The 23200-nt window shown below is 58.1% G+C and carries 25 protein-coding genes and 2 pseudogenes; 17 read left to right on the top strand and 10 right to left on the bottom strand.

Features of this window, described 5'->3' with window-relative positions:
* Positions 1–25: 25 nt before the first annotated feature.
* Both TX82_RS07255 and queC read right to left on the bottom strand, forming a co-directional pair.
* Positions 26–1774, bottom strand: a complete 1749-nt coding sequence (locus TX82_RS07255; RefSeq protein ID WP_005008739.1) for a tetratricopeptide repeat protein — start codon at positions 1772–1774, stop codon at positions 26–28.
* 120 nt (positions 1775–1894) lie between these two features.
* Entirely contained in the window at positions 1895–2584 is a 690-nt protein-coding gene (queC, locus tag TX82_RS07250; protein ID WP_005008736.1) for a 7-cyano-7-deazaguanine synthase QueC, read from the bottom strand.
* Between queC and TX82_RS07245 the strand changes: the two genes are divergently transcribed.
* The 9 genes and pseudogenes from TX82_RS07245 (at position 2571) to rplS (ending at position 7820) form a co-directional block, all read left to right on the top strand.
* Complete coding sequence (locus TX82_RS07245; protein WP_144079120.1) at positions 2571–3020, top strand: type II toxin-antitoxin system HicB family antitoxin; 450 nt, start codon at positions 2571–2573, stop codon at positions 3018–3020. The two genes, queC and TX82_RS07245, sit on opposite strands and share 14 nt — an antisense overlap.
* A gap of 42 nt (positions 3021–3062) precedes the next feature.
* Positions 3063–3254, top strand: a pseudogene (locus TX82_RS17185) (type II toxin-antitoxin system HicA family toxin); the annotation flags it as partial.
* Between the two features lie 219 nt (positions 3255–3473).
* A pseudogene (gene ffh, locus TX82_RS07240) lies at positions 3474–4822 on the top strand (signal recognition particle protein).
* A gap of 84 nt (positions 4823–4906) precedes the next feature.
* Positions 4907–5152, top strand: coding sequence for a 30S ribosomal protein S16 (gene rpsP / locus TX82_RS07235; protein ID WP_005008731.1), 246 nt, complete (start codon positions 4907–4909; stop codon positions 5150–5152).
* A 131-nt stretch (positions 5153–5283) separates the two neighbouring features.
* Positions 5284–5514, top strand: a complete 231-nt coding sequence (locus tag TX82_RS07230) for a KH domain-containing protein (RefSeq protein WP_042252102.1) — start codon at positions 5284–5286, stop codon at positions 5512–5514.
* Between the two features lie 3 nt (positions 5515–5517).
* Positions 5518–6033, top strand: a complete 516-nt coding sequence (gene rimM, locus TX82_RS07225; protein ID WP_005008727.1) for a ribosome maturation factor RimM — start codon at positions 5518–5520, stop codon at positions 6031–6033.
* Positions 6034–6055: 22 nt separating this feature from the next.
* Positions 6056–6721, top strand: a complete 666-nt coding sequence (trmD, locus tag TX82_RS07220) for a tRNA (guanosine(37)-N1)-methyltransferase TrmD (RefSeq protein ID WP_349293312.1) — start codon at positions 6056–6058, stop codon at positions 6719–6721.
* A gap of 24 nt (positions 6722–6745) precedes the next feature.
* Positions 6746–7324, top strand: a complete 579-nt coding sequence (locus TX82_RS07215) for an RNA methyltransferase (RefSeq protein WP_005008723.1) — start codon at positions 6746–6748, stop codon at positions 7322–7324.
* Positions 7325–7400: 76 nt separating this feature from the next.
* Positions 7401–7820 carry a 50S ribosomal protein L19 gene (gene rplS, locus TX82_RS07210; protein ID WP_005008722.1) on the top strand — a complete coding sequence of 140 codons (420 nt, stop codon included), beginning with the start codon at positions 7401–7403 and terminating at the stop codon, positions 7818–7820.
* Positions 7821–7901: 81 nt separating this feature from the next.
* Here the strand turns inward: rplS and TX82_RS07205 are convergent, their stop codons facing one another.
* The gene (locus tag TX82_RS07205) at positions 7902–8846 is read right to left on the bottom strand and encodes a M48 family metallopeptidase (protein WP_005008720.1); all 945 of its coding nucleotides are present in this window, start codon (positions 8844–8846) and stop codon (positions 7902–7904) included.
* Between the two features lies 1 nt (position 8847).
* On the opposite strand from TX82_RS07205, the gene rnhB reads away from it, so the two are divergent.
* Both rnhB and recJ read left to right on the top strand, forming a co-directional pair.
* On the top strand, positions 8848–9519 hold the full coding sequence (rnhB, locus tag TX82_RS07200) for a ribonuclease HII (RefSeq protein ID WP_084603988.1): 672 nt from the start codon (positions 8848–8850) through the stop codon (positions 9517–9519).
* A gap of 61 nt (positions 9520–9580) precedes the next feature.
* Positions 9581–11329, top strand: a complete 1749-nt coding sequence (gene recJ / locus TX82_RS07195) for a single-stranded-DNA-specific exonuclease RecJ (protein ID WP_005008718.1) — start codon at positions 9581–9583, stop codon at positions 11327–11329.
* A 4-nt stretch (positions 11330–11333) separates the two neighbouring features.
* Here the strand turns inward: recJ and TX82_RS07190 are convergent, their stop codons facing one another.
* The 3 genes from TX82_RS07190 to TX82_RS07180 form a co-directional block, all read right to left on the bottom strand.
* Positions 11334–13913, bottom strand: coding sequence for an ABC transporter permease (locus TX82_RS07190; RefSeq protein ID WP_005008716.1), 2580 nt, complete (start codon positions 13911–13913; stop codon positions 11334–11336).
* Between the two features lie 4 nt (positions 13914–13917).
* On the bottom strand, positions 13918–14619 hold the full coding sequence (locus tag TX82_RS07185; protein ID WP_005008713.1) for an ABC transporter ATP-binding protein: 702 nt from the start codon (positions 14617–14619) through the stop codon (positions 13918–13920).
* 117 nt (positions 14620–14736) lie between these two features.
* Complete coding sequence (locus TX82_RS07180) at positions 14737–15474, bottom strand: hypothetical protein (RefSeq protein WP_144079119.1); 738 nt, start codon at positions 15472–15474, stop codon at positions 14737–14739.
* A 235-nt stretch (positions 15475–15709) separates the two neighbouring features.
* Here TX82_RS07180 and TX82_RS07175 point away from each other — a divergent pair, with 235 nt between their 5' ends.
* Complete coding sequence (locus TX82_RS07175; protein WP_005008707.1) at positions 15710–16369, top strand: hypothetical protein; 660 nt, start codon at positions 15710–15712, stop codon at positions 16367–16369.
* Between the two features lie 54 nt (positions 16370–16423).
* Here the strand turns inward: TX82_RS07175 and rfbC are convergent, their stop codons facing one another.
* On the bottom strand, positions 16424–16972 hold the full coding sequence (gene rfbC / locus TX82_RS07170) for a dTDP-4-dehydrorhamnose 3,5-epimerase (protein WP_042250793.1): 549 nt from the start codon (positions 16970–16972) through the stop codon (positions 16424–16426).
* A 230-nt stretch (positions 16973–17202) separates the two neighbouring features.
* Here rfbC and hisA point away from each other — a divergent pair, with 230 nt between their 5' ends.
* The 3 genes from hisA to TX82_RS07155 all read left to right on the top strand — a co-directional run bounded on the left by hisA (position 17203) and on the right by TX82_RS07155 (position 19951).
* A complete protein-coding gene (gene hisA / locus TX82_RS07165) occupies positions 17203–17937 on the top strand; it encodes a 1-(5-phosphoribosyl)-5-[(5-phosphoribosylamino)methylideneamino]imidazole-4-carboxamide isomerase (RefSeq protein ID WP_005008705.1) in 735 nt (244 codons plus the stop codon).
* Positions 17927–18763: an imidazole glycerol phosphate synthase subunit HisF gene (hisF, locus tag TX82_RS07160; RefSeq protein ID WP_005008704.1), complete on the top strand. Its 837-nt coding sequence runs from the start codon at positions 17927–17929 to the stop codon at positions 18761–18763. Before hisA ends, hisF begins: the two co-directional genes overlap by 11 nt.
* A gap of 273 nt (positions 18764–19036) precedes the next feature.
* A complete protein-coding gene (locus TX82_RS07155) occupies positions 19037–19951 on the top strand; it encodes a DUF481 domain-containing protein (RefSeq protein ID WP_222822979.1) in 915 nt (304 codons plus the stop codon).
* On the opposite strand, the gene TX82_RS07150 is transcribed toward TX82_RS07155, so the two are convergent.
* The 3 genes from TX82_RS07150 to TX82_RS07140 all read right to left on the bottom strand — a co-directional run bounded on the left by TX82_RS07150 (position 19952) and on the right by TX82_RS07140 (position 21818).
* Positions 19952–20413 (bottom strand): DUF3592 domain-containing protein, encoded by a 462-nt coding sequence (locus tag TX82_RS07150; protein WP_005008702.1) that lies wholly within the window; start codon positions 20411–20413, stop codon positions 19952–19954.
* Between the two features lie 43 nt (positions 20414–20456).
* The gene (locus tag TX82_RS07145) at positions 20457–20747 is read right to left on the bottom strand and encodes a hypothetical protein (protein ID WP_042250789.1); all 291 of its coding nucleotides are present in this window, start codon (positions 20745–20747) and stop codon (positions 20457–20459) included.
* 138 nt (positions 20748–20885) lie between these two features.
* The gene (locus TX82_RS07140; RefSeq protein ID WP_005008699.1) at positions 20886–21818 is read right to left on the bottom strand and encodes a S66 peptidase family protein; all 933 of its coding nucleotides are present in this window, start codon (positions 21816–21818) and stop codon (positions 20886–20888) included.
* An 82-nt stretch (positions 21819–21900) separates the two neighbouring features.
* Here TX82_RS07140 and TX82_RS07135 point away from each other — a divergent pair, with 82 nt between their 5' ends.
* Positions 21901–22608, top strand: coding sequence for a cytidylyltransferase domain-containing protein (locus tag TX82_RS07135; protein WP_005008697.1), 708 nt, complete (start codon positions 21901–21903; stop codon positions 22606–22608).
* A gap of 343 nt (positions 22609–22951) precedes the next feature.
* Positions 22952–23200 (top strand): flagellin N-terminal helical domain-containing protein (locus TX82_RS07130; RefSeq protein WP_042250786.1); only part of this gene is annotated, 249 nt, incomplete at its 3' end.

The raw sequence follows: 23200 nt of genomic DNA, 5'->3' as shown, positions 1-23200 counted from the left end.
CCTCACTGCCCCGGGTGCCATCCGGCTAAATACGCGACCGCGCGATGGGCACGTCGGCATTACGCCAGGCTTTGTCGAACCGTTTTTTCACCTGCCTTACATCGGCGATGCGGCCCTGCCCTTCCAGGCTTTGCTGAAGTCCTTTCAACGACCATCCGTTTTCACGGTGCCGGTCGAGGTCCTCGCGGTACACCCACTCGGCCTCCTCGAACCGCCCGGCCTCCAAGAGAACCCATCCCAAAGACTGCCTCGCCGGGTAATACCACGACGGCGGTTCTTCATAGGTGAGCGCATCTTCCCGCTCCACCGCTTCTTCCAGATGTTGGATCGCCGCGTCCATGTCGCCGTGCTGATATGCCAGTTCTCCCGCCAGAACCTGGGTCGCGATCTGCAACAGGTGCGCGGTGGTGTTGACGTCCCAGATGGTCACGTCCAGCAGGAACGGATGCTTGGCGAGCCGCTCCAGCTGGCGCAGTTCCTGTTCGGCCTCGACGAGACGCCCCAGCGCGGCGAGGGCCCGTCCGCGCGAGTAGTGCCACACGCCTTTCGGGTACTTGAGTGCCGCGTCGGGCGACGGCTGGGTGAGGATTTCATCCCATTGCCCGAAACGCACCATGATGTACAGCGGCATGATCCAGAAATGCTGGAGCGTGCCATAACCCGGCTCGCGCATTTTGGCGGTGTCGATACTCTGCGCCAGCTCGAACGCCTGCTTGACGGCGTTGCGGCCCTGCCCGGATTCCGCCAGCGCGATCACCAGGAAATGCCGATTGTGCGGCATGTAGGCGAGCGGGTAGAGTCCTTCCGGATTGGCATCGGCCTGGTACGCCTCATCGTGGCCGATGGCGGTGCGGTTGACCTCTGCCGCGTCGGCGTAGCGGCCGAGGCGCATGTAGATGTGCGCCGGCATGTGGAGCAGATGCCCGGCGGACGGCGCGAGGCGGCGCAGTCGGTCGGCGCTCTTTTCGGCGCGTTCGGGATTAGGCGACGCTTCCACCGCGTGGATGTGCAGATGGTTCGCCAGCAGGTGATCGGGGTTGAGGCTCAGGGCGTCATCGAGCGCGGCGAGAATCTCCGGCGTGTACGGTTGCGGCGAGCCGTCCTCCTGCCAGTACTGCCACGGGTGCAGGTCCATCAACGCCTCGGCCAAAAGCGCCTGCACCAGGGCGTCATCGGGAAATTTACGCGCCACGCCGCGCATGGCCTGTGCGTAGGCTTCATCGAGATGCGTGCGGTCGGGAATGGGATCGGGACCGTAACGGTGTACCAGCGCTTCGATGAGCGCGCGGTTGCGCGTCCTGGCCTTGTGGCGCAGTTGATACGCCTTGCGCGCCAGGCTGAACGCTTCGTCGACGGACGACTGTTCCATCGGCGCGTTGATGTTGGGCCCGAGCACGTACGCCGCGCCCCAGTAACAGGCGGCGCAGTTCGGGTCTTTGTCCGCCGCCTGCTTGAACAGCTTGTTGGCCTCGGCGTGATTGAAACCGAAGGTCAGCACCATGGCGCGGTCCACCAGCGCCTGCACGCCCTCGACCTTCGTGTCGATTTCCAGGTGATGTTCGTCGGACGGCTGGGGTTGTTTTTTCTTTGCCGCGGATTTCTTTTTAGGTGGAAGCGTGGTCTTTCTTTTCAACTGCGCGGCCGCCGTTTTTTTCTCCGGTCCCAGCACCGCCTGCGAATCCGGTTCCACCGCGTCCGGTTTCATCGCCGGTCCCGCACAGGCCACGGTCATGATCAGCAGACCCGCCACCACCGCTCGCCATTCGCCTCGCATCGTCCCCCTCCTTCTGCATCCCGATGAATCAATTTTCCCGAACTGAGAAGAATTGTAATGACAGCGGCGAAAAATTCCAATGCCTATTCCGGCGGGTTTTTGGTTTGGCAGGCGTTTGGGTCAGGTACCGCGTTGCAGGAGGGGATCTTCCACGCCCGCTTCATCGAAGCCTTTTTTGCGTAGCATGCAACTGTCGCAGGCACCGCAAGGGACGCCGCCGGGTCTGGGATCGTAACAGCTGTGGGTGAGGCCGTAATCGACGCCCAGCGCCAACCCTTTTTTGATGATTTCAGCCTTGGTCATCTCGATCAGGGGTGTGTGGATCGTCAACCGCTCCGTTCCCTCCACCCCGGCCTTGGTGGCGAGATTGGCCATCGTCTCGAACGCCTTGATGTATTCCGGACGGCAGTCCGGGTAGCCGGAGTAATCGAGGGCATTGACGCCGATAAAGAGGTCGTGCGACCCCGTCACCTCCGCATACGCCAGCGCGTAGGAGAGAAACACCGTGTTCCTCGCCGGGACGTAGGTGACCGGAACCTCCCCCGCCATCTCCTTGGCAGTACGACCCGTCGGCACCGCGATGTCGGCCGTCAGCGCCGAGCCGCCGAACTGGGCGAGGTCCACCGAAACCACCCGGTGGTCCTTCGCGCCCAACGCCTCAGCCACCACCGCCGCGCGCTCGAGCTCGATCCGGTGCCTCTGCCCGTAGTCGAAACTGAGGGTAAAAGGTTGAAATCCTTCATTCCGCGCGATGGCCAGCACGGTTGTGGAGTCCAGTCCTCCGCTGAGTAGTACAATGGCTTTTTTCATGATAGGCCCCCTGACCACCAAAGAGGCAAAACATTATGCGTTCCGATGCTCTCCGGCTATAATATCAGTATCAATTGATACCCAACTAAACACATTTGTTCATAAAAAGAGTGTGAGCGTCATGAACCCAAACGTCTCGTTTCATCTGAAATTACCGATTCGGGTACAAAAGAAGGAAACCCATTTTGTTGCGGGCAGTCCCGTTCTCGACGTGTGGTCACAGGGCGAAAATCAGGATAAGGCAATTCAAAACGCACAGGAAGCGATCGGTCTGTTCCTTGAGTCTTGTTTCGACCGCGGAACTCTGGGCGACGTTTTGAAAGGGTGCGGATTCATCTCATTTTCCAAAGGCACCCTGTTGTTGAGAGAGGACGCTCCTTCAAACCCCGAAGATTTTGAAGCAGACATTGAAATTCCTCTCGCCATTAGCCAATAAGCCGCATTGACCCGCCTCACACCCTAGCACTGGAAAACGCTCCTCAAAGCGTATCAGAAACTTGGGTTTGAAAAAGACCGGGAGCGTGGCGACCACATCATTCTCACTAAATCCGGTGTATCCCGTCCCCTCGTTCTGCCCAAATACGATGAAGTCGATATCGACATCATCAAAGCCAATATGCGGTCGGGCGGGTTCACCCGCGAAGACTACCTGAAAGCTATCGGCAAATGACTCTCAAAACAACCCCGTAACTCCATTTTTTCCAATTACCTTTGCCCTATCTCAGATGGAAGCCAGCCTTCCCTTTCCGGACGATTTCCAAATCAGGCCATGACGGGCCATCAAATGAGCAAACCACCTATTTTTTTATCCCCTTTACCCGGTTTCGCTGGTAGTATATGGTAGCCCAATAAGGTAACCAATTCCCGTAAATTCTGGTATTTGAAGCGCATGTTCCAAAACCTGTCCGAGCGCCTGGAAGCCGTCTATAAAAAGCTCAAGGGTCGCGGCAAATTAAAAGAAAGCGATGTCGATGAGGCCCTCCGCGAAATCCGCGTGGCGCTCATCGAAGCCGATGTCAGTCTCCCCGTTATCAAGGATTTCCTCGCGCAGGTGCGGGAAAAATCCATCGGCCAGGAGATCCTGAACAGCCTGACACCCGGCCACCAGATGGTCAAGATCGTCAACGACGAGCTGGAACACCTGCTCGGCGATGAAGTCAGCCCCATCCGGTTTACCGACCAGCCGCCCACCATCATCCTGATGGTCGGCCTGCAGGGGTCGGGTAAAACCACCACCGTCGGCAAACTGGCCAAGCAGTGGAAGAAGGACGGCAAGAACGTCCTGCTCGTTCCGGCGGACGTGTACCGTCCGGCGGCCATCGAACAGTTGAACATACTCGGACGCGACCTCGGCATCGACGTGTACGACGCGCAGGGCGAGGGCGATCCCGTCGCCATTTGCGAAAAGGCCGTTCAGCAGGCCAAAAAAGAATTGCGCTACGCCGTGATCCTCGACACCGCCGGCCGCCAGCAGGTGGACGAGGCGCTGATGGACGAGGTGCGGCGCATCAAGGAAAAAATCGAGCCGCACGAGGTGTTGTTCGTCGCCGACTCGATGATGGGCCAGCAGGCGGCGGACATCGCCAAATCGTTTCAGGACGCGGTCGGCATCGACGGCGTCATTCTGACGAAGATGGACGGCGATGCCCGCGGCGGCGCGGCCCTCTCCATCAAAACCGTCACCGGCAAACCGATCAAGTACATCGGCACCGGGGAGAAACTGGACGCGCTGGAGCCGTTCCACCCGGACCGCATCGTGTCGCGCATCCTCGGCATGGGCGACGTGATGTCGCTCATCGACAAGGCGGAGCAGGCGTACGACCAGGAACAGCGCGAGGAGTTGGGCCGCAAGGTCAAAAAAACGCATTCGATCTGGAAGATTTCCGCGACCAGCTTCAGCAGTTCCGCAAGATGGGGTCCATGCAGGAGCTGTTGGGCATGATCCCCGGCGCGGGCAAGATGCTGAAAGGCGTGCAGATCGACGACAAGGCATTCGTGCGCGTGGAAGCGATCATCAATTCCATGACGCCGCGCGAACGCGCGAACCACAACGTGATCAACGGAAGCCGCAAGCGGCGCATCGCCACCGGCAGCGGCACCACGGTCAACGAGGTCAACAAACTGCTCAAGCAGTTCGCGCAGATGAAAAAAATGATGAAGAAAGTGTCATCAGGAAAAATGGGACGCTTCAATCCCGGCAGTTTTTTCGGCGGCCGGGGGACGAGCCCCTTCGGTTAAATCCGGTTCCCGCACGCCCCGTGCAACAGGCGGCCGTGCCGAACCCAAGCAACAACCTTTTATTGAATCAATCAGGAGGAAATTTTGGCAGTAGTCATTCGCTTAACCCGACGAGGAGCAAAAAAGAAGCCGTTTTACCGGGTGGTCGCTACCGATTCCCGGTCGCCGCGTGACGGTAAGTTTCTGGAGATCATCGGAACTTACGATCCGCTGAAGACCGAGGACGCTGTGAAGATCGACGCCGAGAAAGCGCAGAGCTGGATTCAGAAAGGCGCCAAACCTTCGCGTACGGTGGCCACCCTGCTCAAGCAGGCTGGCGTCGGCCAGTAATACCGTTCAAGCTCTGGTTTCCGTTTTTTGGATCCCCGTTTTTCGTCAATCGGTCCATATCTGTCTCTGAACGTAACATGAACCTGATTCAGCGTGACTTATCAACCGTTGGCTTCGTGGAGGGATCGGGCATGAAAGATCTAATTGAAATTATCGCGAAAGCGTTGGTGGACCATCCGGAAGAAGTCAATATTCGGGAAGTTGAAGGGGAGAAGACCACGGTGCTCGAGTTGAGAGTCGCCAAGGACGATCTCGGAAAGGTGATCGGCAAGCAGGGCAAAACCGCCCGCGCCATGCGCACCATCCTCAACGCCAACGCCACCAAACTCAAGAAACGCGCCGTGCTGGAGATCATTGAGTGACGCATGGAATGGATTGCGGTCGGACGGGTCACCAAACCCCACGGGCTGAAAGGGGAACTCAAGCTCCACCCTTTCGTGTCCGACACCTCTCTCCTGAAAACCATCCGGCACGGACGGATGGAGACGGACGGCGGTCCCCGCGAATGGGTCATTGAGTCGGTTCGCGGCGCAGGCATCCCCCTCATCATCAAATTTCAGCACTGCGACACCCCGGAGCAGGCACGGGAGTTGGCCGGAAATACGCTGGAAGTGCCGGACACGGATTTCCCCGGCCTGGCCGAAGGCGAATATTACTGGTTCCAGGTCCTCAATCTCCGCGTGTACGACGAAGACGGCCGCTTCTACGGCATCGTTGAGGAAATCATCGAAACCGGAAGCAACGACGTGTACGTCGTGAAAGACGGCGACAAGGAACTCCTCCTGCCGATGATTGATTCCGTCGTCAAAAAAATCGATCTCGATAACCGCACCCTCATTTTTCACAAGGTCGAAGGACTCGTTGAAGACCATCCGGTTTGACATCATCACCATCTTTCCGGGGATGTTCGCCTCCCCGTTCAACGAAAGCATCCTCAAACGCGCGCAGGAACAGGGGCTGGTGCACATCGGCGTGCACGACCTGCGCGAACACACCCTCGACAAACACAACCGCGTGGACGACTACCCCTTCGGTGGAGGCGCGGGCATGGTGATGGGTGTGGAACCGATCGACCGCGCCGTGCAGTCCGTCAAGCAACAGTCGCCCAACGCCCACACCATTTTGCTCTCGCCTTCGGGCCGCCCGTTCGACCAGGCCAAGGCGTGGGAGCTGTCGAAAAAAGAATCCCTCATTCTCGTCTGCGGCCGTTACGAAGGCGTGGACGAACGCGTCCGCGAATGCGTGGTCGATGAAGACCTGTCAGTCGGCGACTACGTGCTCTCCGGCGGCGAGATTCCGGCAATGGTGCTGGTGGAGGCGGTGTCGCGCCTCGTGCCCGGCGTCATCGGTGATGAAACCTGTCTCGATGAGGAATCGTTCAGCCAGGGACTGCTCGAATACCCGCAGTACACAAGGCCGCGCGATTACAAGGGGTGGACCGTGCCGGACGTGCTGACCTCCGGCGACCACAGGAAAATCCGCGACTGGCAAAAAGACGAGGCCCGCAAAAAAACCCGGCTGAACCGCCCCGATCTTCTGGACGACCCTCCGGAAGGCGAATCCGAATAACCGCTCTTTCCAGGAACCCGTTTCGTGACCAACCCGACCGCCTCCAACATCCACATCGCGCTGGTGCATTTTCCGGTGTACAACAAGGTGGGCGACATCGTGACCTCGTCCGTCACCACCCTCGACGTGCACGACATCTCGCGCATCTCGCGCACCTACGGCATCGCCACCTTTTACGTGGTTACGCCGCTATCGACCCAGCAGGTGCTGGTGGAGCGCATGATGAAACACTGGCTGGAGGGCTACGGTTCCACTTACAACCCGACGCGCAAGGAGGCTCTCTTGGTTACGCGGGTCAAAAACGTGCTCGACGATGCCGTCACCGACATCGCCACCCGCACCGGCAAAAGGCCGAAGACGGTCATACCCGACGCCAAGTCATTTCCGCAGAGCCGGGATTACCCCACGATCCGCGAGGAATTGAAAAACAAGGACGAACAGTACCTTCTGGTGTTCGGCACCGGCTGGGGGCTGGAGCACGGGCTGGTAAAGCGGGCGGATTTCGTGCTGGCTCCCATCGAGGGCCTGAGCGGCTACAACCATCTGCCCGTCCGGGCCGCCGTCTCCGTCATCCTGGACCGGCTTCTGGCCCGGGAGGCCTGAAAATCCAAATTTTTATTTGTACCGAGGCGGGGGAATTTGGTATTATCTCCAATTCCATTCACAGGAGTTCAAAATAATGAATCTGGTGCAACAGATCGAAAAACAGGAAATGAAGCAGGATGCGCCCCAGATCCGCATCGGCGACACCGTGCGCGCCCACATCCGCATTGTCGAGGGCAACAAGGAACGCGTTCAGGTGGTGGAAGGTGTGGTCATCAAGATGCGCGGTTCCGCCAACCGCAAGACCATCACCGTACGCAAGGTGTCCTTCGGCGTCGGGGTCGAGAGGATTTTCCCCCTGCATTCGCCGCGGCTGGAAAAAGTTGAGGTCGTCAAACACGCCCGCGTTCGCCGCGCCAAGCTGTATTACCTGCGCGAGCTGCGTGGCAAGGCGGCACGCCTGAAAGAAATCAAGGTGCAGTCCACCAAGAAGACTGGACGCGTGCGCAAGAAGCGGGCCAAAGCCGCCGCCAAGAAAGCGGCCGCACAGGGCTGAGATTTCATTTCCTGCAGAAAAAAATCAAGCCGGGCCACACGGCCCGGCTTTTTTTTGTACCTCGCTCCCTTTGGCCTGCCCTCATCGCGCCGGGTTGCGGGGATCGTCCCCCATTTGCCCCTTCCTCATCCCACCCGGATTTTTCAAGCGCTCTTCGTTCATAATATAAAGGAAGGATTCGCCCAGTCCCTGCTTGTTGGGGTGCGCGTTGTAGATGCGCATGGCTTCGGGCAGGAGTTGCTCGATGTCGCGCACGCGCCGCTCGTCGGCGGGATGTGTCGATAAAAACTCCGGCGGTTGCCCGCCTCCCTTCATGCTGGAAAACCTCTGCCAGAACCGCATCGCCTCCCTCGGGTCGTACCCGGCTTTCGCCATGTAAATGACGCCGATCTCGTCGGCTTCCGACTCGTTGCCGCGGCTGAACGGCAACGTCACTCCGTACTGCGCGCCAATGCCCAGCGCACCCAGGATCATGCCGCGGTTCTTGTTGTCGGACAGGGTTACCGACGACGCGGCCAGCGCCCCGGTGATGAGCAGTTGTTGCGACATGCGCTGTGCGCCGTGCCGCGCCACCGCGTGCGCGATTTCATGACCCAGCACCGCCGCCAGCCCCGCCTCGTTCGAACACACGGGAAGAATGCCTTCGTACACGCCCACCTTCCCGCCGGGAAGCGCGAACGCGTTCATCTGGTTGGAGGCGAACAACTTAAACTCCCAATCAAGGTCCGCCATCGACGTTTCGATAACGAGCCGCCGCCCGACACGCTCGACCACCGTCTGCAGACGCGCATTGGTGGAAAGCGTTTCCTTTTGCAGAATCTCACCGAACGCCTGCTTGCCCAGAGACACTTCCTGAGAGAAGGGAATGAGGATCAGCGCGGAATTTTCGGAAACGGGGGTGGTGACGCATCCGTATATCAATGCGCACAACACAAAAATTGCAGCAAACCATTTTTTCAACATGATTTCGATTATACGTTTGCGGGTGAAGCGATTGCAACGGCGGGTTTTTTGAGTTGCCTGCATAATGGGAATACCCTATGATCGGACAAAACGCTGGGGGGTCATGCTCGATTTCGAACGGGAAGCGGAGTCTAACGGGTATCAGTTCATCGCCGGTGTGGATGAAGCCGGACGTGGACCGCTGGCCGGTCCCGTGGTCGCCGCGGCGGTGATCCTGCCTGCCGGCCTTTCGATACCCGGACTCGACGATTCGAAAAAACTGACCCCGTCGCAAAGGGAACGTTTGTATTCCGTGATTCTCGATGTGTGCCGCGCGCAAGCGATTGCCGTGGTTGATGCGGCAACGATCGACGCCATCAACATCCTGCAGGCGGCGCGTCTCGCCATGAAACAGGCGGTGGAACAGGTCACTCCGAATACAGACCTCGTGCTGATCGACGGCAACCAGCCGATCGACATCACGGTGGATCAGCAGACCATCATCGGCGGAGACGGCAAAAGTCTGTCGATTGCCGCCGCATCGGTGCTGGCCAAGGTGCACCGCGACCGTCTCATGGACGCCTATCACGCCGAGTACCCGCATTACGGGTTTGACCGGCACAAAGGTTACGGCACCCGGTTTCACCGCGACCGCATTCGCGAGTGGGGGCCCTGTCCCATTCACCGCCAAACCTTCAAGGGTGTGAAGGAACACCTGCACGTTTCCGCGACCGCAGACTCCCTTCCCAGCGCATGAACCATTCACAAACTCCGGCGTTTCACCTGCAACGCCGCTGTGGAACAAGAACGTCTTCACCATGACCCTACTTTCACTGCTGAAAAAAAGATGGGTGTTCGCCGAACCGGAACCGGACGCGGTGCAACACCTTGCGGACCGCCTTCGCATCTCGCCGCTCACCGCGACCCTCCTGGTCAACCGCGCCATCACCGATGCGGAAGAAGGCCGCGTGTTTCTCGATGCCGACCTGGAAGGCACGCACGACCCGTACCTCATGCGCGACATGGACAAGGCGGTGAAACGCATCCTCACTGCCATCGAGAACGACGAGGGCATCACCATCTTCGGCGATTACGATGTGGACGGCGTCACTTCCACCGCGCTCATGCATCATTTCTTTCACGAGCTCGGTATCCGTTTCGACCACTACCTGCCGGAACGCATGGAGGAAGGCTACGGCGTCAATGAAAACGCGCTTGACGAAATCAAGGCACGCGGCAACAAACTGGTGATCACTGCCGACTGCGGCATCACCGCCGTCAAACAGGTCGCCTACGCGCGGACCATCGGGCTGGACGTCATCGTCACCGACCACCACCAGGTTCCGGAGGAAGGACTGCCCGACGCGGTGGCGGTGCTCAATCCTTTTCAGCCAGACTGCACTTACCCGTTTAAATTTTTAAGCGGCGTTGGCATCGTATTCAAACTCGCCGTCGCCATTCGCCGTGCGCTTCGCAATGCCGGGTGGAGCCCCGACCGCCTGCCCAACCTGAAAAAACACCTCGACCTGTTCACGCTGGGCACCATCGCCGACATGGCGCCGCTCACCGGAGAGAACCACGTGCTGACGCACAACGGCCTGGAAGCCCTTCGCACCACGGAAAAACCAGGGCTCGTCGCACTGAAACACGTGGCCGGGGTGGACGGCAAAGTCGATTCCTTTTCCATCGGATTCGGCCTTGCGCCACGGCTGAACGCCGCAGGACGGCTGGGACGCGCCGATTCGGGTCTCGATCTTTTGGTCACCCACGACCAGGGGGAAGCGCGGCGCATCGCGGAACAGCTCGACCAGATCAACGAGCAACGCAAGCACACGCAACACGGCGTGCAGGAGGAAGCGGAATACCTGATCGAACGCGAGGTCGACCTCGAAAAGGAAAGGGTATTGGTGCTGGCATCCGAAAATTTCCACCAGGGCGTCATTGGCATCGTCGCTTCCAAACTGGCGGACAAGTATTACCGGCCGACGTTCCTGATTGCCATCCGCGACGGCATGGGCAAGGGCTCGGCCCGGAGTATTCCGACGTTCAACCTGTACAAGGCGCTTTCGCAATGCTCCGAACACCTCACGCAATACGGCGGACACGCGTACGCGGCGGGACTCAACATTGAAGCGGGGCGCATCGACGATTTCCGCCGCGCCATCAACGAAGTCGGAGCCCCCTACCTCACCGACGACCGCATGGTGTCCGAACTCAAGATTGACAGCACGCTGGACCTTCGGGACATTGGCATGGATGCATACAAGGAAATGCAGAAGCTGGGTCCGTTTGGCCAGGTGAACACCCTTCCGGTATTCTGTTCACGCAGAATCCGCATCCGCGACTTCCGCGAAATTGGCCGCGACCGCACACACGTTCGTTTCCGCGCCACGCAGGGCAAGACCGCGGTGAACGTCATCGGCTTCCGCCTGGCGGAAACGTTCCGGTACCTCGACCCCGACACGTTGATCGACATTGCCTACGAACTGCAACTGAACACGTGGAACGGGCGCGAGAAAGTGGAATTGAAACTGCTGGATGTGAGGCCTTCCGACCCGACGGACTGAATCTTCATTCGACGCGGATGGACTCACGCGGGTCCTGCCGCATCGCCATCCTGGCGGGGTACAATCCCGCCACTGCCGCCACCACACCGAAGAACAACGTCGCCCCCGCCATGAAAGCCACCGGGTGAAATACCTGGATGGTCCAGCCAAACGACTGCTTGTTGATGACGAATATCAGAATGTAAGACACCACGATTCCCGCGGCGAGCCCCATCAGCGATCCGATCCAACCCAGCAGTCCCGCCTCGATCAGAACCATCTTGCGCAATTGTTCCGGAAACGCGCCGATGAATCGTAACACGGCCAGCTCCCGGCGGCGTTCGATGATGAGTGACACCAGCGTGTTGAACAGGCCCAGGAGCGCCACGCCGATGCCGATGACCTCCAGCGAGTAGGTGATCGCGAAAGTCCTGTCGAAAATGTTCAGCACTTCTTCTTTCAATTCACCATAGGAGCGGACAATGACCTGGTGCGACGAACCAATGGTATTGAGGATCGCCTTGCGCACCGTGGGCAGGTGCGCCCGGTCTTCCAGGTATACGACGAAGCTGTTTACGGTCGGGTCGTTGTAATATTTCAAGAACGTGCGCCGGTCCACGATGACGTAACCGCGCTCCTGCGAGTAGTCGTAATAGACCGCAACGATCTCCAGATTCATCGTGCCGTTGGGTGTTGCGATCTTCACCCGGTCACCCACGTCCACCTTGTGCTTGTAGGCAAACGGTTCGGAGACAATGGCGCGGTCGGCCCCGACCATGAAGTCGGCAAGTTTTTTTGCGGGAGGGCCGTCCTTGATGACGAGGTTGCCATGGCGCGACAACACGGAGAAATCACCCGACCCCAGAATCGCCGGTTGGTTTTCATAAGTGATGTGCAGGGCGCGGAAAGCGTCCACCGCCTTCACACCTTCGAGTTGTTTGAGTTCGGCCACCGGTGCCAGAGGCAATGTGTACTGGTAATCAATGTGTTTGCCTCCCGCCGCGCGCACGAACAAGTCGGCTTTCAGCGTCTGGTCGATCCACACCGTCACCGTCTGGCGGAAACTGTGCACCATGATCGACATGCTGATGACCATCATGAAGGCAATGGCAAGCGACGACACGGCGATGGCGTTGCGTCCCACGTTCTGCGTGAGATTGAGGCTGGCCAGCAGGCCCTCCCCGCCGAACCAGCGTTTGCACAGGTTGTGCGACAGGTTGCGCAGGACCACCAGCGCACCGGGAGACAGAAACGACATGCCGAGAATGATGAAGAACACCGCAGCGAACCCCAGCCATGGAAAACCGCCGACGGCAGGTAGCGGTACGCACGCCAGCGCCCAGGCTAGACACGCCAGCCCCAGGTAAGTCAGCCTGCGGTTGCCGCGAAAGACTTTCAGATCGTAACTGCCTCGGCGCATCACCTGCGTCGGGTGGGTGGTCGCCGCATCGTATGCGGGAAGCAATGCCGAGCACAACGACAGGACCACCCCCAGCACGAAATAGGGAAAGCCCTCACTCCAGTGAAAATCGAAGTCCGCCACGTTGGCGGACACGTACAGGTTCTGCACCGTAAGGGTGATCGCCTGCAAAGAAAACTTCGCCAGGAAATAACCGATGGCGACGCCGAAAGCCGAACCGATGGCTCCGATCACCCCCGCCTCCAGGATGAAGATGGCAGCGATCCAGTACGGCGACGCGCCAAGCGCGCGCAGGGTGCCGATCTCCGTCCGACGGCGCACCACCGAAAGCGAGATCATGTTGTAGATGAGGTACAGTCCGACAAGCAAAGCGACGAAACTGAGCGCAGTGAGGTTGTACTGAAACGCGCGCAACATCTTCTCCACCTGTTTGCCCCGGTGTTGTGGACGGTCCACGCGCAGGAAATCAGGAAGCACCTGCTTTATCTCCGCCTGCATGCGGTCGAAATTATTGTCTTTGAGGAATCGGATGTCGATGCGGTCAAGCTGTCCAATTTTGCCAAACACGGACTGCGCGGCGGCGATGTCCATCAACGCCACATTGCCCTTGAACGCTTTGGCGATGCCCTTGTTCTCCAGGACCCCCGTGACACGCAGGGTGACGGGTTGACCGTTGATGGCAAACTCGATGGCATCACCCGGTTGAAAATTCTGGTCGGGAATGAACGTCTCCGGTATGACGATGCCGCGTGGATCCATGATGAGCGGTAGCAGGCCCTGCAAGGTGTCATCCGCGGTCTTGAGAGAAAAGTCGCGGATGCCGCTGTCCTGCAACAGGTCCGTGCCGAGGATTTCCACCACTTCCCCGCTTTGTGTCTCCACCCCATACCCCTCGATCACGGGGTACGCCTTGATGGTATCGCGTAGTGGAAGCAGGTTTTTGAAAACCTTCTCGTCGAAAGGAACGCCGTCGGCATGCACCACCGCGTTGGCGCGGCCAAGTACCAGGTCCACTGTTTCGGTGAACGAACTCAAGGTCTGCCGGTTGGCGAGCTGGATGCTCAAAAACACCGCGACGCCCAGCGCCACGCCTACGGTGGTGATGAAGAAGCGGAATGGATCGCGCCACAACGGACGCACGATGAGCGGGCCGAACAGGTTTTTGAAATACACCGCTTCGCGCATGACGTCACCCGTCCGCGTCGCCGTTGACGGTTTGCAGACGACCGTCCTGAATACGGAAATGGCGGTTGCCGTACTCGGCAGCGGTGGGATTGTGCGTCACCACCACGACGGTGGTTGCAAAATCGTCCGATGCTTTTTTGAGAATGTCGAGGATCTTGTGCCCGTTTTCGGAATCGAGGTTGCCGGTGGGCTCGTCCGCCAGCACGATCGACGGCTGGTGCACCAGTGCGCGGGCGATGGCGACCCGCTGCATCTCCCCTCCGGACATTTCCGCTGGAAACGAGTCCCTGCGCGAAAGCAGACCAACGTAATCCAACAGGGTTTCGATGGATTTCCGGGCGCGACCGGGTGCGCCGCTCAGCAAGAGAGGCAGTTCCACGTTCTCCCAAACGGTCAAGGTGGGAAGGAGGTTGAAGAACTGGAACACGAACCCGATCTCTTTCCGCCGCAGTTCCGTGAGCTGGCGATCGTTCATTTCGGAAACATGATGCCCGTTGATGTGGATGTCGCCCTCGTCCGGCCGGTCGAGTCCGCCCATCAGGTTGAGGAGGGTTGTCTTCCCTCCACCGCTCGGCCCCATGATGGTGACGAAATCTCCCTGGATCAACTGCATGTCGATTCCGGAGAGCGCAGTGACGCGCACCGATCCCGCCTGGTAGAACCGGGAAACGTTATCAAGAGTGATGATGGGGTGAGCTGTGGGCATGAAAATACGCTCCAGAACACAAACGAAGCGCCATCATACCAGAGTTTGAATGGGGACCAAGGCACAGATGGCCCACTTGCAGAACAGGGGTTTGAAAAGTGGGGCTAACGTGAGGGCTTAATTGTCGGAGTCGGGGAATTCGACGGGATTGTTTGAGGAGGCAGAGGGAGCCGACTCTGTCGGAGCAGGCCCAGGTGTAGAGGTCTCAACGGTATCGCCTCCGTCCTCTTTCGGAAATTGCAGCCGGTCTTTCAGGAACTCCAGGAAGTCGCCGAACTGGTGCACGATGCTTGCCTCATCCAGTTTTCCGGCGGCGAATTTCGAGAACACCGCATCCAGCACCGATTCCACCAACGCAGGGAAGTCGCGAACGTTGCTGATATCGGGAAAGCCCTGTTGGAGAGAAGGATTACCGGCAGAGCCGCCTTGCGGTGCACGGGAGAACCGGGTTCCCTGAACCGAAGCGAAGGTGGTCTTCTCCAACTCCAACGACAATTCCTGAATGGCGCCCAGGTTGTCCGCCAGAGTGGTTGCAGAACCGGCGAGATCGATGTCGCGTCCCGCGAAAAAATCAGCGGCCAGCGGATCGACCAAATCCACGAGACGCTGGATGGAAGCCAGTTCGTCTTCGTTGAGGTCGCCCTGCACCGTAACCGAATACCGGGACGCGGCGATAGCAGTCAGGGAAAACCGTTCCACGACGGATCCATCGGCCGTCCGTGTCTGGCTTCGCGAGCCCGAGACCGCACGATCTGAGCCAAAAGAAATCTGGACCTTATCGCCTTCCTGGGTGGTCAGGTTCAGGTCGCCGGACAAAGAGATGCCCGCATTCACCTTCACGCCTTGATGAGCCAAAATCGCTGAATTTTCGGAAATGGGACGAATTTCCATGATAACCGCTACATATTTGATTTAATTTGCAATAACTACATTTCCAATTGAAACCTTTTCCTTTATAATTAACGGCAGGCACTGTGAAATACTTAAGTCGGGCCGCCTGTTTTTGAACATTCAGGTGAAACCGAAAGCAAAGTGGTTGTGAAACGCCGCATTACCCGGCATTGTCCCAATCCTAAACGGGTCTTGAACGATGGAAAAATACACACCTTTATTCATTGAAGAATCGCAACGGACCAAGCAGTTCCGCCGTGTGATCGTACGCAAAACCATTCAACTGATGCGCCAGCACCCCAAGGCTTCCGACGAGGAAATCCAGACCATGGCGGAAAATGAAGCGGTGCAGATTTGTGATCTTTGTGTGGAATCTTCGTTTGAAGAAGGAACGCGTCCGCTCATCGAACAATACTTCCTCACGGAAAAAGAGGGCCAGCGGCGCAATCATGTGGGAAGATTCTTTTTGCACAAGCTGGAAGACCAGTTGAAGGGACCACTGTTCAAGGAATGTCTTTTCCCCTTGCTCGCCGATTCCGTCAAATCCCTGCTCGGTGAAGAGAAGTACGACATTTACACAGGGCGCATCAAGGCTTTTTTGCAGGAGATGGGTCAGCAGGGCATGTCCTACAACGAATCGATGGACTCACAACCCGCGTACGAGATCATGGAAGAGATCATCGGGGAATATTTGAAGGAGATGAAAAGTTTCCCGAAATTCCAGGAACAGTTGAAAAGCCAGATCGACGACGCACTGGGCACGTACCAGTCCAAAAACCCGGAAAAAGTGGTCAACATCGACAAAAACGTGCAGTTGATCTTCGATAAGTTCATGCACTCGCTCGAAATCAATTCCTGACCGTTCCCCTGCGGCATAGCCGCAGGTTCGCAAGTTACCACCCCGACGAACGCCCTATCCCTTCACCTCCGGCGACAGAATGTCTTTCAGTCGCGGGTGACGCCGGTCTTTCTCCGAAAGCACCGGGTTCTGCACCGGCCAGTCGATGCCCACTTCCGGGTCGTTCCAGATCAATCCTCCCTCGTCTTCCGGATGGTAATACTCAGAACACTTGTAAACCACCTCCGCCGTTTTGCTGAGCACACAGTAACCGTGTGCGAATCCCGGGGGAAGGAACAACTGACGCCTGTTGTCGGCGGACAAGGTGCGGCCCACCCAGAGACCATATGAAGGGGAATCCGGACGCACGTCCACCGCCACGTCGTACACCTCACCCTGCACCACACGCACCAGCTTGGCCTGACCGTGCCGAACCTGGTAATGCATACCGCGCAGGACGCCCTGGGTCGACTTCGCGTGATTGTCCTGAACGAACTCCACGTCGATGCCGTGTCTTTTGAATTGGGAACGAACGTAGGTTTCCACGAAAAACCCGCGCGAGTCCTCGTGCACAACGGGTTCGATGAGCAAAACGCCATCCAATTCGGTGGGGATGAATTTCATAAATCGTCCTTCCGCAACCTGCCAAGTGCAGGTTGCGGAATTGTACCCCAAAGGGGAGGCGCTTTCCACAAGCCCCGTGGACCATCCCGGCAAGGCCCCGGTGGGTACCGGGTCCATGCCTGATAGAATGCCCCTGCAAAGCGGCCCAGCCCCCCGCGTTGACAGGCCCCGGGCTTCTCCTTATAATCCATCCGTTTCATTCCAAACCCCAAACTCAGGAGATCCCATTCGTGCGCGTCATACCGGCAGTTGACATCAAGGGGGGTCGGTGCGTCCGCCTCACCCAGGGCAAGGCGGACCAGGAAACCGTGTATTCCGACGATCCTGCGGACATGGCCGCCCACTGGGACGAACAGGGCGCCCAGTTGATCCACGTGGTCGATCTGGACGGTGCGTTCGACGGTCGCCCGGTGAACCAGGACCTCATCAAAAACATCATCTACAGCAGTACCGTGGACATCCAGGTCGGTGGCGGCATCCGCAATCTGGAAACCATCGAAGCTTACGTCAACGCCGGGGTGTACCGTGTGATCCTCGGCACCATCGCACAGCAGGAACCGGAGTTTGTCGCCGAAGCCTGCAAACGGTTTCCCGGCAAGATCATGGTCGGCATCGACGCCCGCGACGGAATGGTTGCCGTGAAAGGCTGGGTTGAGGTATCCGACCAGAAGGCCACCGACCTGGCGAAGCAGATGGAACCGATGGGCGTTGCCGGGTTCATCTTCACCGACATCAGCCGCGACGGCATGATGCAGGGTCCGAACCTGGACAGCATCCGCGCCTTTGCGCAGGCGACGTCACTACCCGTCATCGCTTCGGGCGGGGTGAGCCGAGTTGAGGACGCGCTCAACCTGGTTCAGTTGAAAGACTGCGGTGTCGATGGCATGATCATTGGCAAGGCGCTTTACGACAAGAGCATCGACTACCGCGACGTGCTTTCGCAGGTGCAGGCGCATGCTGGCTAAACGCATCATCCCCTGCCTCGACGTCAAAGACGGGCGAGTGGTGAAAGGCGTGCAGTTCGTCAACCTGCGTGACGCAGGAGATCCTGTCGAGATCGCCGCCGCTTACGAAAAAGAAGGCGCGGACGAGTTGACATTTCTGGACATCACCGCCTCGCACGAAAAGCGCGGCATCATCCTGGACGTGGTTCAACGCACTGCGGAAAACGTATTCATGCCGCTCACCGTGGGCGGCGGCGTGCGGACGCTCGACGACATCCGCAACCTGCTGAAAGCGGGTGCGGACAAAGTCGCAATCAATACGGCCGCCGTGCACAACCCGGAGTTCGTCAAGCAGGCGGCGGAGAAATTCGGCAGCCAGTGCATCGTCGTCGCCATCGACGCCAAACAGGTGAACCGCAACCAGCCACCGAATCCGCCCGCAGTGGAATGGAAGCACCAGCACCCCACCCTGTTCGTCATGCCCGAACCACCCGAACCTGCGTGGGAGGTGTACACGCACGGAGGACGCAACCCCATGGGCATCAACGCCGTCTTGTGGGCGCGGCTCATGGAATCGTACGGAGCGGGCGAGATTCTGTTGACAAGCATGGACCGGGACGGCACCAAGACAGGATACGACCTGCCTCTCAACCGCACCGTAGCCGAAGCCATCACCATTCCGCTCGTCGCATCCGGCGGCGCCGGAACGCTGGAACATCTTTACGCGGGCATTGCGGAAGGCAAGGCGGATGCTGTTCTGGCTGCTTCCATCTTCCATTTCAAGGAGCTGACCATTCCCGAAAGCAAGCGGTACCTCAAGCAGCGCGGCGTCCCCATCCGCATTTGAAATTGTTTCCCTGTTGCTATACGTTTGTTTTTCCTGCGAAATCCTGATTCCGGGTTGATTTTTACCGGAAACATTCTCTATCTTGGTAGGCTCAAATCCGGATGGATGCTTGTCCCATTCGGGCTACTTCCAAAATCATCTTCTTACCCGTGGCCGGGCATCATGATCCCTTCTTCAGCCGTTCGCAGATTATTTTTTCTCCTCGCCCTCCTTGTGCTTGTGTGCGCTGCCTCCACTGCATGGGCGGGGGAAGTGCATTTCGGGGACGGAAATGTGCTGAAAGGCACCATCCATTCGTTCAAGGAAGGGGAACTGACTTTCTCAACCGATTACGCGAAGAAAAACAAGATTCCGGTGGAGGAGATCCAGACCATCACCACCGAGGAAGTCGTTACCGTCGAACTGAAAACAGGGGGAATTCTAAAAGGCCGGCTGGTAACCAGGCAAGATGGCAGCATGGGGATCGAACTCGTTCCCATGGAGGAAGTGGTGTCCCTTCGCTGGGACGAGATCAAGTACATCAACAGGACTCCGCGAAGATGGAAAGGAAATGTTTTCCTCGGTGGATCGATTCAGACCGGCAACGTGGAGGTGACCAGCATCAGCGGCGGAGCTGAGGCCGAGCGGAAGTGGGAACGGGACCGCCTGTCGCTCCGCGCCTTCCACAACTACGTCGAACAGGACGGCGAGATCAACAGCAGGAACACCTTCGGTGCATTCAAGTTCGACCACTTTTTCACCGACCGGTTTTACGGACTGATCAGCACCGAACTTCTTAAGGACGAGTTCAAGAACCTCAACCTGCGCGCCGTCATCGGCGGCGGTGTGGGTTACAAATTCTGGGAAAACGACACCAAAAACCTGGAGTTCGAACTGGGCGTCACCTATTTCTCCGAAGATTTAAGAGTGGGTGAGGACGAGCGGTTCACCACGGCGCGTTTCGCTTCCAATCTGATGTACCAGTTTACGGACAATTTGAAATTCACCAACTACCTGCTCGTGTACCCGAAAATCGCCCAGCCCGCCGAATACCGTCTGCGCAACGAAGCGTCGTTGAACACCAGGTTCACCGAAAACTGGTCGTTCAAGCTGACCCACATCCTCGATCAGAACTCAAGGCCCTCGACCGGCGTCAAGAAAACGGACCAGACCTTCATTTTTTCTATCCAATACGAATTCGGGAATTGATCAGAACGGCAAGAGGCCCAGGTACATCATGACGCCAAACACGGCGAACCCGCCACCCACGAGTTGGAGAAATCCGGAGGTTTCCTCACGCGCCTCCAGGCAGGCTTCCTGCGGGTTGTCGGGATTGTACAAAACTTCCACCTCGGTGCCGACCGGGTAACGGCGGCAGTGCTCTTCGGCACGGCTTCGAAACCCCATCTGCAATTGCCCGCCGATGAGGATTTTATTGTTGGAGTAGGAACGACCGCCGACGCGGTAACGGTAACGCACGTCGGCGCGGTAGGTGCTGTTGGAAGACTGGTAGCCCCCTCCCCTCTCCAGCTTGATGGAAGAGCGCTGAACCTTACCCGTTGCCACGGGCCAGAAACGGGCGGACTCGGCTTTATTCCGGATCCGCCAGGCGTACACCACGGCGCCCAGCCCGGCCACCGCAAATATCAGACCCATCCAATCCGCAACCATGATCGATGGACATCCTTAAAGAAAAAGTGTTGTGGTTTTCAATTTAAAAGGAAAGGTACACGGTAACCGCAAACATGACCCCCAGAAGAGCAAGGAGAGCCTTGAAGATCAACGCCTCTGCAGGGTGGAAAGCAAACCATTCCTGACAGTTGTTGCGAAGATCATTCCAGCTCCACTTCATAAGGGACCCGGATTCCTCAATAGATGCCGTTTTCCGGCGTTCCACAAGCCGCCCGCCGCACACGGCACAGACCCCCGGCCCCTTCTCCACGAAATTTCCGCAATGAATGCATTCCACCGCCATGGATTGCCCCCCTGCAATCGGCTTATCCATTTTTATTTGAAAGGCTGAGTTTCAATTCGTCAAGTTCGGATTATCCAATTTATGAAAAAAACCTGGATCAAGGAAAAAGGAATGGCGAGATTTCGGTGAGGGAAAACGGGAAGGATTGCGGTATCCGGTGAACAGCCTTCAGGTCAGCGCGGTGCCCTTGATTTCCAGCAAGCGTGACTCAGTGGTCATTGCCGCCTCCACGCCCCAGGGAAGGGTCCACATTTCGTTTCCATGGCCCACCGGACAGTTAGTGAGGATCGGGAACGAGGCGTCCCTCAGGGCGTCCAGAATCACGTCGTCCAGCCCGGCCCCGCCTCGTGCCCCGTTATTGCACTGGACCATCTCCCCCACAACGAGACCCTTGATGTTTTTGAACTTCCCCGCGGTTTTCAACTGCCACAGCATGCCGTCAATACGGTAGGCGGGTTCATTGACATCCTCGATGACCAGCAGGTGGCCGCCAGTCTGGATTTCATAAGGGGTGCGAAGAGACCGGCAGAGGAGTGTGAGGCACCCTCCGGTGAGTTTGCCTCGTGCCTTGCCCGGCCGAAGGACCCGCGCGTGCGGGGCGGACAGTTTTCCGGCACCGGCAGTGGCGGTGAGTGTTTTGCGGAACTGGGTTTTGGACAGCGTCATCGGCCGGCACCCGAAGCTGCCCGCTATCATCGGACCGTGAAAAGGGATCAACGAGCACTTCTGCATCAGGTAGAGAAGCAACAGCGTGATGTCGCTGGATCCCACCACCACTTTCGGGTTCGCCTGGATGACCTTCGGCTTGAGCAAAGGCAAAATGCGGTTGACCCCGTACCCTCCCCGCGCACAAAATATGCCCTTGATTTCGGGATTCTCAAACATCGCCATCAGGTCCTGCGCACGGTCCGCGTCATTGCCGGCAAGGAACCCGTTGCGGGCGGCGAGGTTTTCACCCGGAACCGGGTGAAATCCCATGCCTCGGATCACGCGCAATCCCTTTTCCAGTTGTTCGGGGTCCACCGGACCCGCTGGGGCAACGATGCCAACGGCATCCCCCTGCTTCAGTTTTTTCGGGCGCGTCAATCGGGATTGGGCCATTCAGGAACTCCAGACGAGCGTTACGGGAATACAAGTACGGTTTCGCTTAAATTCAAGGAACCTTCAATTCGGGAACAAGGTCATGACCCCTGCCGCTATCGTTTACGCCCCCAACCGTCCGGAGACCGATCCCGGCCATGCCCTCAATCTGCTGGAGGGAACCCCGCTGGTCCAGCATGTGCTTCAACGACTGCGCAACTCCAACCAAATCGACCGCATCGTTCTCCTGGCCGATGAAAACGCTTCCACAGACCGTTTGGCCCAAGTGGCGGAAGCTATGGAGGCGGGGTTCACCATCACCGCATCTCCATCCTCACTCCGTTCCTGGGTTCAGGCGGCGGAGGAACTGGGTGCAGACCAGGTTGTTCCCGTCGGGGCCAACCTGCCGTTGATCGATGTCGAACTGCTCGATGCCCTCATAAAAGAGCACCAGAAATCCCGCGCCGATTATACCATCACTTCCGATTATGTCCCCCCCGGCACCACCGCCCCGGTGATGCGCCTGGAGGTGTGCCGCACCTTATCGAAAACAAACAAGCCCATCGCCGACCCCGGAGCTCTATTGGCCGCTTTGGAGGATCCCGTGCACGCGCTGCAGGCCGCAGCCACCCGCGCCCCCTGGTACCTGCGCAACGTCAACGTTCGACTGGTCGTGGAAACGGCGAAAGACTATGAACTGCTGGGCATGTTGTACGGAAAATACTTGAACGACTCCGGAACCGTGGCACTGGATGAAGTCATATACTTTCTCAGCCAGAACCCGGGTATCGCCGGGTACAACCTGACCTGAGTCACAATTTCGCAAAGAGTCATTCAAGTTTTCAAGGTGGTCTGCCGTTAAGTTGTATAGGGCATGTTGTTACCGATCCAAGATCTCCCTCCTGCCTTCATTTTCCTTCCCCAATCAAAGTCGCCGACAAACCGCGCCCTGCGGGAATTCCGGGTAAAAACACATTTTGTTTATAAAGTAATGTCGGAATATCCCGATAGATTGAGTGAGCACGGATGAAGGTTCGACTGAACCTCATATTTAGAACAAGCCTCATTCCATTAATGGGAATGACACCACAACAAATAACGGGTTGGCACGGAAGCCGGTCCCAGGAAGACAAACGGTCAAGGAGGATTGAACAATGGCAATTCGGATTTTCAACAACATACCGTCCCTGACGGCGCAGCGTCTGCTGGGAGTCAACAACAGCCGGCTGGCGCAGTCCATCGAGCGCATCTCCTCGGGCCTGCGCATCAACCGTGGTGCCGACGACCCGGCGGGACTCGCCCTCTCGGAAAAACTGCGCGGCGACATCCGCGCGCTGACCCAGGCGCTGCGCAACGCCAACGACGGCGTTTCCATGATCAACGTCGCCGAAGCGGGACTGGGC

Source organism: Nitrospina gracilis 3/211 (assembly GCF_000341545.2).
Lineage (GTDB): Bacteria > Nitrospinota > Nitrospinia > Nitrospinales > Nitrospinaceae > Nitrospina > Nitrospina gracilis.
Note: the sequence above shows the minus strand (reverse complement) of the source record. Positions and strands in the feature narration are given on the sequence as shown.